The 9,490-nt window shown below is 70.1% G+C and carries 7 protein-coding genes; 3 read left to right on the top strand and 4 right to left on the bottom strand.

Annotated elements, in window-relative coordinates:
* Positions 1-35: 35 nt before the first annotated feature.
* From ACNPNP_RS12760 to ACNPNP_RS12770, 3 genes are all read right to left on the bottom strand, one after another.
* On the bottom strand, positions 36-770 hold the full coding sequence (locus ACNPNP_RS12760; protein ID WP_448966413.1) for an ABC transporter permease: 735 nt from the start codon (positions 768-770) through the stop codon (positions 36-38).
* Positions 767-1,528, bottom strand: coding sequence for an ABC transporter ATP-binding protein (locus ACNPNP_RS12765; protein WP_448967249.1), 762 nt, complete (start codon positions 1,526-1,528; stop codon positions 767-769). Before ACNPNP_RS12765 ends, ACNPNP_RS12760 begins: the two co-directional genes overlap by 4 nt.
* Positions 1,529-1,589: 61 nt before the next feature.
* Positions 1,590-2,177, bottom strand: coding sequence for a TetR/AcrR family transcriptional regulator (locus tag ACNPNP_RS12770; protein WP_448966414.1), 588 nt, complete (start codon positions 2,175-2,177; stop codon positions 1,590-1,592).
* A 51-nt stretch (positions 2,178-2,228) separates the two neighbouring features.
* On the opposite strand from ACNPNP_RS12770, the gene hrpB reads away from it, so the two are divergent.
* The gene (gene hrpB, locus ACNPNP_RS12775; RefSeq protein WP_448966415.1) at positions 2,229-4,787 is read left to right on the top strand and encodes an ATP-dependent helicase HrpB; all 2,559 of its coding nucleotides are present in this window, start codon (positions 2,229-2,231) and stop codon (positions 4,785-4,787) included.
* Between the two features lie 16 nt (positions 4,788-4,803).
* Here the strand turns inward: hrpB and ACNPNP_RS12780 are convergent, their stop codons facing one another.
* The gene (locus ACNPNP_RS12780; RefSeq protein WP_448966416.1) at positions 4,804-6,294 is read right to left on the bottom strand and encodes an L-serine ammonia-lyase, iron-sulfur-dependent, subunit alpha; all 1,491 of its coding nucleotides are present in this window, start codon (positions 6,292-6,294) and stop codon (positions 4,804-4,806) included.
* Between the two features lie 58 nt (positions 6,295-6,352).
* Between ACNPNP_RS12780 and ACNPNP_RS12785 the strand changes: the two genes are divergently transcribed.
* Together ACNPNP_RS12785 and ACNPNP_RS12790 are read left to right on the top strand one after the other, a co-directional pair.
* Positions 6,353-7,102 (top strand): GntR family transcriptional regulator, encoded by a 750-nt coding sequence (locus tag ACNPNP_RS12785; RefSeq protein ID WP_448966417.1) that lies wholly within the window; start codon positions 6,353-6,355, stop codon positions 7,100-7,102.
* A 153-nt stretch (positions 7,103-7,255) separates the two neighbouring features.
* Positions 7,256-9,466 (top strand): metallophosphoesterase family protein, encoded by a 2,211-nt coding sequence (locus ACNPNP_RS12790; protein ID WP_448966418.1) that lies wholly within the window; start codon positions 7,256-7,258, stop codon positions 9,464-9,466.
* The last annotated feature ends 24 nt before the right edge of the window (positions 9,467-9,490 follow it).

The raw sequence follows: 9,490 nt of genomic DNA on the forward strand, positions 1-9,490 counted from the left end.
CCCCCCCTCTTCCTGTTCACAACGCGGCAGCGCACCTACGGCGTCCGGCGGCGCAGCGTGAGCGACGCCAGCACCAGCGCCCCGAGCATGAACGCGACCACGATCAGCAACGGGCCGAACACATCCCACCCCTCGTCACCGGCAGAGACGGCGTTTATCGTGTCGATCGCGTAGCTCAGCGGGAGCCAGTCCGAGATGGCGTGCAGCACGTCTGGCATCTGGTCGCGCGGCATGAAGAGTCCGCCGAGGATGATCTGCGGGAACACCAGCAGCGGCATGAACTGCACCGCCTGGAACTCGGTCTGCGCGAACGCGCTCGCGAGCAGTCCGAGCGCCGTGCCCAGCAACGCGTCGACGACGGCGACGAGCCCCAGCTGCCAGAGCGGTCCATCCGTCTCGAGCCCGCAGACCCACACTGCGAAAGAGACCGTGATCACGGCCTGCAGCACGGCCATCAGCCCGAACGCCAACGCGTAACCGAGGATGAAGTCGCTCTTCGCCAGCGGCGTCGTCATCAGCCGTTCCAGCGTCCCCGAGCGTCGCTCGCGCAACGTCGTGATCGAGGTGATGAGGAACATCACGATGAAGGGGAACAGCGCGAGGATCGGTCCGCCGAACTGGTCGAACACCCCCTCCTGATCGCTGAAGAGCCATGCGAACAATCCGACCAGCAGGCTCGGTGCGATCAGCATCAGCGCGATCGAGCGGGGGTCGTGCCGCAACTGGGAGAGCACGCGGCCCGCGGTGGCGAAGAGCCGGACGCCGTTCATTCCCCCTTCTCCTCTCGACGAGACCTGCGCGTGTCCATGTGATGCTGCTGATCCCGTTCGATCAGGGCGAGGAACGCGGCATCCGGATCCTCCGCTCGCGTGTCGGCGAGCAGTCCCTTGGGTGTCGTGTCGGCGATGATCCTGCCCGCCCGCATGAGGAGCAGCCGGTCGCAGCGCAGCGCCTCATCCATGACGTGGCTCGACACCAGCAGCGTCACGCCCTGCTCCGCGAGGGCGCGGAATCGGCTCCACAGCTCGGCACGCAGCACCGGATCGAGACCCACGGTCGGCTCGTCGAGCACGACGAGCTCCGGGGATCCGACCAGTGCCATCGCGAGCGAGACACGACTGCCCTCTCCGCCGCTCAGCGACGACACGAGCTGGTCGGCCTGCGCCGCCAGCCCGACGTCGGCGATCACCCGGTCGACGGCGTCACGCGGAGCGCCGAGGAGAGTCGCGACGTAGCGCAGGTTCTGCCGGATGGTCAGGTCGTCGTACGCCGACGCGTCCTGCGTGCCGTAGGCGACGCGATGCCGCAGCACCCGCGATCCGGCCGGCTCGCCGAGCACGGTCACGGTGCCGGACTCGACGCGCTGCACACCGACGATCGAGCGCATCAGTGTGGTCTTGCCGCAACCGGACGGACCGAGCAGACCGGTGATCTGCCCGCGCGGGATAACCACGTCGACGCCGTCGAATACTCGTGCCTTCCCGCGTCGCACGCGCAGCTGCGAGACCTCCACGCTCGAGTTATTCATCATGTGATGAATTGTGCGCTCCGGATGCAGCGGCGTCAAGGCCCCGCGATGCGAACAGCGTTCAGTCGAACAGGTACCTCTGCACCGTGGGGCCGATCCGCGTCACGAGTTCATCGACCCCGGCATCGGCGATCGGCGGAAGCCTGAGGACGTAGCGCGCCATGAGAAGCCCGGCGATCTGCGACGCCGCGAGCGTCGAACGCAGCGCCGCATCATCGGTGTCGAGCGCGCGTGCGATGCGGCCGAGCAGTTCGCGCGAGAGGAATCCGGTCAGCACCGGAGTCGTGAGCTTGCTGCCGATCGCGGCGCGCATGAGTGCGACACCACGGCGGCGCACATCCGGCTGCTCGAACGCCTGCAGAACGAACCGCACGACGCGTTCGCCGACCTCGTCACGCGGGCCTGCGAGGATCTCCGGGATCGCGACGTCGGGCCGGATCGGCATGCCCATGGCCGCGGCGAACAGATCGGCCTTGGTCCCGAAGTAGTGGTGCACCAGAGCACTGTCGACCCCGGCCCTGGTCGCGATCGCGCGGATCGTCGATCCGTCGTAGCCGTGCTCACCGAACTCGTCGACCGCAGCCGAGATGATCCGTTCGCGCGAATCCGTCTCTCCGCGCGGACGCCCGCGCCGCCTCACCGTGGCCATGCCGCTCAGCCTACGCGCCGAGTCGTGCGCCGGACGCGAGAGACTGGAGGGGTGACCACTGCTCCGTTCGACCTGTCGAAGATCGGTCGCGGACTCGCATTCGCCTCGGCGGTGGATGATCTGCACGCGGCGCTCGACGCCAGCGCAGCCGTCGTCGTCAGCTCACCGCCGGGCACGGGAAAGACGACGCTCGTCCCGCCGATCATCGCCGGTCGCGTTCAGGGCCGTGTGATCGTGACGCAGCCGCGCCGTGTGGCCGCCCGCGCTGCCGCCCGGCGCCTCGCACACCTGGACGGATCGCCCCTCGGCTCCCGGGTCGGGTTCACCGTCCGCGGCGAGCGCCAGGTGCAGTCGTCGGCGATGATCGAGTTCGTCACCGCCGGCGTGCTGCTGCGCCGACTGCTCGATGACCCGGGCCTCGAAGGCATCGGCGCGGTCGTGATCGACGAGGTGCACGAACGCGCGCTGGAGACGGATCTGCTGATCGGCCTGCTGGGCGAGGTGCGCGAGCTGCGCGATGACCTGGTGCTGATCGCGATGTCGGCGACACTCGACGCCGACCGGTTCGCGACTGTTCTCGGCACGGATGCCGCCCCCACTCCGATCGTGACCCAGTCGGTGCCGGCGCACGCGCTCGACGTGCGCTGGGCGCCGAGCCCTTCGCCTCGATTGGACGAGCGCGGCGTCACCTGGGCCTTCTTCGATCACGTCGCACGCACCGCGGTCGACGCGCATCGGGGCATGGCGCGCAGCGTCCCGACCGCGGACGCGCTCGTATTCGCGCCCGGTGCGCGCGAGGTCGCAGAGATCGCACGCCGCATCCGAGACCTCGCGCCCGAGTTCGATGTCCGAGAGCTGCACGGCCAGATCCCCGCCGCCGAGCAGGATGCCGTGATCGGCGGCCGCCGCGCAGGCGACGCGGCGCGGATCATCGTCACGACTTCGCTCGCCGAGTCGTCGCTCACGGTTCCCGGCGTCCGTCTCGTCGTCGACACCTGCCTGTCCCGGGCCCCGCAGCGGGATGCTGCCCGAGGCATGAGCGGCCTCGTCACCGGTCCGACATCCCGCGCCTCTGCGACGCAGCGCGCTGGTCGCGCCACTCGTGAAGGGCCGGGTGTCGTGGTGCGCTGCGTCGACGAGCGGACATTCGCGGCGGCGCCCGCGCGGCCGGCCCCCGAGATCGCGACGACGGATCTCACCGATGCCGCGCTGCTGCTCGCCTGCTGGGGCGCACCGGGCGGTGCAGGCTTGCGGCTGGTCGATCCCCTTCCCGCTGACAGCCTGAACGACGCCGTCTCCGTGCTGCACGGCCTCGGCGCGATCGATTCGGACGGGCGGGCGAGCGACGAGGGGCGAGAGCTCGCCCGCATCCCGACCGATCCTCGCCTGGCCCGCGCACTCCGCGACGGCGCCGTGCTGGTAGGCGGAGGCACGGCTGCCGAAGTCGTCGCCCTCATCGGGGGCGAGTTCCGCGTCGCCGACGGAGATGTCGCCTCAGCGTTGAACAGCCTGCGGAGCGGTCGCAGCCCCGAGGCCCGGCGCTGGGAGCAGGAGGTGCGCCGACTGACCCGGTTCACCGACGGCGACCGGGCGGGGCGCGCGAATGCCGAGCAGATCGGGCTCATCATCGCCCTCGCCTTCCCCGAGCGGATCGCCCGTCGCGTCGATCATTCGACTGGCGGCGCGACCTTCCTGCTCGCCTCAGGGACCCGGGCCGGGCTGACCGGTCCGCTCGCGGGCGCCGAGTGGCTGGCTGTCGCCGATGTCAACCGCGCACAGGGCCGCGCCGCAGCCGGCACCGGGGCGGTCATCCGTTCGGCGGCGGTCATCTCCGAGAGCCAGGTCGAACAAGCGGCGACCCATCTGGTCACGGACCGCATCGAGGCGCGATTCACGGACGGGCGCGTCGTCGCGCGGCGCGAGCGCCGCATCGGCGCGATCATCCGTTCTTCGGTCCCGGTACGGGTTCAGGCCGGCGAGGGCGGCCAGGACGCGGTGCGGCGGGCACTGGAGGATCAGGGGCTCGGAGTGTTCACCTGGTCAGAGTCGGCGGATGCGCTGCGCCGGCGGCTCGCGCTGCTGCAGCGGGAGATAGGCATCCCGTGGCCGGAAGTGTCGGATGCCGCGCTCCTCGGAGCGCTCGACGCATGGCTCGGTCCGGAGCTGTCGGCACTCGCCACCGGCACCCCCGCCTCACGCATCGATCTGACCTCGGCGCTGCGGCGACTGCTGCCGTGGCCCGCAGCAGTCGACCTCGACGCCCTCGTCCCCGAGCGGCTCGAGGTGCCCAGCGGCTCGCGGATCCGCATCACCTACCCACCCATCGATGACCCGTCGGCGCGTCCCGTCGTGGCGGTGAAGCTGCAGGAGTGCTTCGGATGGGCGGAGACCCCGCGCCTCGTCGGAGGTCGGGTGCCCGTGCTGTTCCACCTGCTCTCCCCCGGCGGACGTCCACTGGCCGTGACCGACGACCTCGCGTCGTTCTGGGCCGGCCCCTATTCGCAGGTGCGCGCCGAGATGCGCGGCCGGTACCCGAAGCATCCGTGGCCCGAGGACCCGTGGTCGGCTGCCCCGACGCGGCACACGAAGCGCCGCGCCGCGGAGAAATAGCCGGTCTGCCTCGGCGTCAGCACTCGATGACGTTGACCGCGAGGCCGCCCTCGCTGGTCTCCTTGTACTTCGTCGACATGTCCGCCCCGGTCTGCCGCATCGTCTCGACGACGGCATCCAGCGACACGTAGTGCTGTCCGTCACCGCGCAGCGCGAGTCGCGCCGCTGTGACGGCCGTGGATGCGGCGATCGCGTTGCGCTCGATGCACGGGATCTGCACGAGCCCGCCGATCGGATCGCAGGTGAGTCCGAGGTGGTGCTCCATGGCGATCTCGGCGGCGTTCTCGATCTGCCGATTGGTGCCGCCCATCACCGCGGTCAGCCCGCCCGCGGCCATCGCACAGGCAGAGCCGACCTCGGCCTGGCAGCCGCCCTCCGCGCCGGAGATCGACGCATTGGCCTTGAAGAGCGAGCCGAGCGCGGTGGCCGTGAGCAGGAAACGGCGGATACCGCGGCGGCGGTTCGCCTCGGCGATGAGGACGGGGTCGTCACCATCCGCAACGTTCGCCGGCTCACCGCCGAAACCGAGCAGCGCACTGCCGACCAGCTCGCCGTAGGGCGTGACGGCGTTACCGGAGCCGAGGCCGGATTCGGCGAGGAACCGCCACCAGTACATCGCGACGGCGGGGAGGATGCCGGCGGCACCGTTGGTGGGTGCGGTGACCACCCGTCCGCCGGCGGCGTTCTCCTCGTTGACGGCGAGCGCGAAGGCGCCGAGCCATTCACCGGGGATCTCCCGACCGCCTTCGGCTTCGACGCTCTCCAGTTGCTCGCGGATGGCTCCGGCGCGGCGCTTGACCTTGAGGATCCCCGGCAGCACGCCGTCCGCGTGCAGGCCCGCCTCGACGCATGCGGACATCGCGTCCCAGATGGCGTCGAGCCCGGCCGCCAGCTCTTCCTCCGAGCGCATCGAGAGCTCGTTCTCGCGCGCGACATCGGCGATCGAGAACCCGTGCTCATCGCAGAGCGCGAGCAGGGACGCGGCGTCGGTGTAGCCGAACGGCAGGGCTCCCGCGGCGACCTGCGCATCCTCCCCTTCGCGACGGATGAACCCGCCGCCGACGGAGTAGTACGTCTCCTCCGCGACCGTCCGACCATCGGCTGCGAAGGCAGTGAGCATCATGGCATTCGGATGCCCGGGCAGGCGCGTGCGCGGTGCGAACTCGACGTCGTCCTTGACGAACGGGACGGCGTGCGTCCCATCTATGAGGAGCGCTTCGCCGTTCGGGAGATCCGTCCATGCCGAACGCACCTCGGCCGGATCGCAGTCCTCGGGGGCGAGCCCGCGCAGCCCCGCGACGACGGCATCCGGTGTGCCGTGACCGATGCCGGTCGCCCCGAGCGAGCCGTACAACGTGCACGTCACTCGCGCCACCTCGCTCAGCACCGCATCGGCGCTCAGCCGCCGGGCGAAATCGAGCGCTGCGCGCATGGGTCCGACGGTATGAGAGCTCGACGGCCCCACTCCGATGGAGAAGAAGTCGAAGGCCGAGACGTACGCAGTCACTCGTCCAGGCTACGCTCCAAGAGCCGCCCTTCGCTGCGCTCTGCGCCAGACTGATGGCATGACCTCCGACGCGCCTCTCTACCGCCGCGTCGCCGAGCGGATCGGGAGACGGATCGCCGATGGGGAGTTCCCGGTCGGCACGCTGCTGCCCGGGGAACAGGCCATCGCCTCGGAACATGGTGTCGCGCGGGGCACCGCACGCAGCGCACTGGCGCTGCCGGCACGTCGCGGAGTCGTCGCACCGCGATCCGGCGCCGGATGGATCGTGCAGTCGTCGTCGCACACTCAGGGACTCGCCTCGTTCGGTTCGTTCGCCCAGTGGGCGCACGATCGCGGCCTCACGCCCGGCGGCCGTGCCATCCGGGAGGAGGAGGGCGCGGCGACGGCCGACGAGGCCCGCCTGCTGCGGATCGCGCAGGACTCCCCCGTGCTGCGGTTCACACGCCTGCGCAGTCTCGATGGCCACGTGGTGATGATCGAGCGGCCGGTGTATCCGGGCTGGCTGGCTCACATCCTGCGCGGACTGCCCGTCGACACTGCATCGCACGCCGCGGTGCTCGACGCGGCCGGGTACGGCGAATCCTTCGGATCGCACCGGATCGACGCGGTGGCCGCCTCCAGCGAGGATGCCCGCCTTCTCGGCATCCGACGATCGAGCCCTCTGCTGCGGGTGCGGCGGCAGGCCTTCGCTCGTGACGGGCGCCCGATCGATCTCACCGAGGACCGGTATCTGCCCGACTCCGTGTCGTTCGAGGCGTCATCGACCTCCGACGCGCGACCCGGAGGCTGGACCCGCGCCCTCTCCTGACGGTGGGAATTGGACAGCTGTGCACACTCGTCCCTGTTATCCGGGCGTTCGGGCGCCCGGTTCCCACCCCGTTGGCGGGGTGTTCATCGCGCGTTCGAAAACGGTGCCGAGACTCGAGCCAGCGTCAATCCGGCGCACACCGAAAGGATCACGATGTCTTCCCTTCACCGCTCCCGCCCCCGTCTGCGGCGCGCGTTCATCGCCGCCGCGACAGTCGGCCTCATCGCCATTCCCTCTGCACCCGCGATCGCATCCGACAGCTTCGGCCTCACCGTCGCGCCGGCAGCCACGGCTCAGGCCGGATCGACCCTGACCACCGAGAGCCCCGACCTCGTCGAAGGCGACGTCGTAGAACTGGCGTGGACCACCGATGCACCCCACGCCACGAACTGGGTCGGCGTCTACCCGCAGGGCGTCACGCCCGGATCGACCTCCTCGACGCAGTGGGCGTACACGGCGGCAGCATCGGGCACCGTGAGCTTCTCCGGCCTCAACGCCGGAGCGTGGGATGTCTACCTGCTCGCGCAGGACGGATACGACGTGCTGTCCGGACCAGTCACCGTTACCATCGCCGTGGACACTGACCGCCCGCAGCCCGGCGACCCGGACGCGGCCGTCGAGATCGACCCGATCGTGACGAGCAACGACACCGACGAGATCATCGCGCGCGAAGGGTTCGGCGCCACCGGCGCCGAGGGATGGTCGGTGAGCTTCGACGACGCGATGGCCGACCAGGGGACGGCGGATTACCGCGGCTGGCAGTTCACCACCCGCGAGGAGTGGACCGGCGAGATCGACGAGATGCGGGGGCGCTTCGGTCGCGCGCACGACACGATCGTCGTGGCGGACGCCCAGCAGTTCGCCGATCAGCCGTTCGACTCGACGCTCACCGGATCCGCCGTGCCCGTCGACGGACTCGGCGCGGTGCGCCTCACCTTCGACAGCCACTACCGCGGCGCCGCAGGCCAGGCGGGCACGGTCGCCGTGAGCTTCGACGGCGGTGAACCGACGGAGATCCTCCGCCTCGACTCGGAGTCCGTCGCCGACGACTACGACGCCCGCCAGATGAACTATGCGCAGGATGTCACCGTGGATGTTCCCGCTGGAGCCGAGAACGCGGTCTTCAGCTGGAACCTCTCCGGCGATGCCGATGCCCGGTACTGGGCGATCGACTCGGTCACCGTGCACGAGTCGCTCGCGGCCCCGACCGGCGACGCCACCCGCGCATGGGTCATGAGCGACATCCAGGGCCACCCGCAGGATCTCCAGCACGCCCTCAACGACTACGCGGAGCTCCTCCCGGGTGCGGACGGCATGCTGATGGTCGGCGACATCGTCAACAGCGGCTCGGACGCGGAATGGACCGAGATCTACGATGTGATGGACGCCACGGCCGACATCCGTCCGCGTCAGACCATCGCGTCGATGGGCAACCACGAGCGTTACGCCGCCGGCGGTTTCGACGCCAATCGCGATCGATTCCTCGCCTTCGCGGACCGCGAGAAGGTGTGGGACGAGTACGTCATCGATGGCCCTTCGGGCGACCTGCCCGTGATCGTCCTCGGCCAGGAGTTCGCCGGTCCGACCGATGTGGCGATGAGCGATGCACAGGTCGAGTTCCTCGAGGAGCGGCTCGCGCACTGGACCGCGCTGGACAAGCAGGTCGCAGTGATGACGCACTTCCCCCTCGGAGACACGGTCTCCGCGTCGTGGATCCCCGGATACCACGGCCACCACCAGATGAACGACCGGCTGACCAGCATCCTGGGCAACTACCCCAACGCGATCGTGTTCTCCGGCCACACGCACTACCCCGCCGAGCTCGGCGACTGGGCGGTCCAGCGCCGCACGGCCGACGGCCACCCGGACGGTTTCTGGGCGGTCAACACGGTCGCCATGCACGTGGAGTGGGACGCGCGCGGCGAGAACACTGCCGGCATCAGCGAGATCGTGACCCGCGACATCAACCAGGGCCTCACGCTCGAGGCGTACGGCGACCGCGTCGTGGTGAAGGCGTACGACTTCGCCGGCGACACATGGCTGCGCGAGGTCGTGATCCCCAACCCGCTCGTCGCGAGCGAGACGGAGGCGGGCATCATCGCCGGCGCACCGGAGATCGTGTCGACGCACCACCTCGGCATCAAGCCCGGTGCGAAGCTCACGGTCGAAGAGGGCGAATGGACCGATGGCACCGCGTTCTCGTACCAGTGGCTGGCCGACGGCGAACCGATCGACGGCGCCACGAGCGAGGGATTCCACCTGACGGGCGCCTGGAAGGGCCACGACATCACCGTGCAGGTGACGGGCACCGCTGAGGGGCTCGCCCCGGCGACCGTGGAGTCCGAGCCGATCCGCATCGACTGACCGCACCGGCGGTGCCCCGCCTTC

It is taken from the genome of Microbacterium xerophyticum (assembly GCF_053543555.1).

What these genes read in the sequence shown, in the direction of transcription:
- ACNPNP_RS12760 (WP_448966413.1), bottom strand. Translation starts at nt 770, where the DNA reads ATGAACGGCGTCCGGCTCTTCGCCACCGCGGGCCGCGTGCTCTCCCAG.
- ACNPNP_RS12765 (WP_448967249.1), bottom strand. Translation starts at nt 1,528, where the DNA reads ATGAATAACTCGAGCGTGGAGGTCTCGCAGCTGCGCGTGCGACGCGGG.
- ACNPNP_RS12770 (WP_448966414.1), bottom strand. Translation starts at nt 2,177, where the DNA reads ATGGCCACGGTGAGGCGGCGCGGGCGTCCGCGCGGAGAGACGGATTCG.
- ACNPNP_RS12785 (WP_448966417.1), top strand. Translation starts at nt 6,353, where the DNA reads ATGACCTCCGACGCGCCTCTCTACCGCCGCGTCGCCGAGCGGATCGGG.
- ACNPNP_RS12790 (WP_448966418.1), top strand. Translation starts at nt 7,256, where the DNA reads ATGTCTTCCCTTCACCGCTCCCGCCCCCGTCTGCGGCGCGCGTTCATC.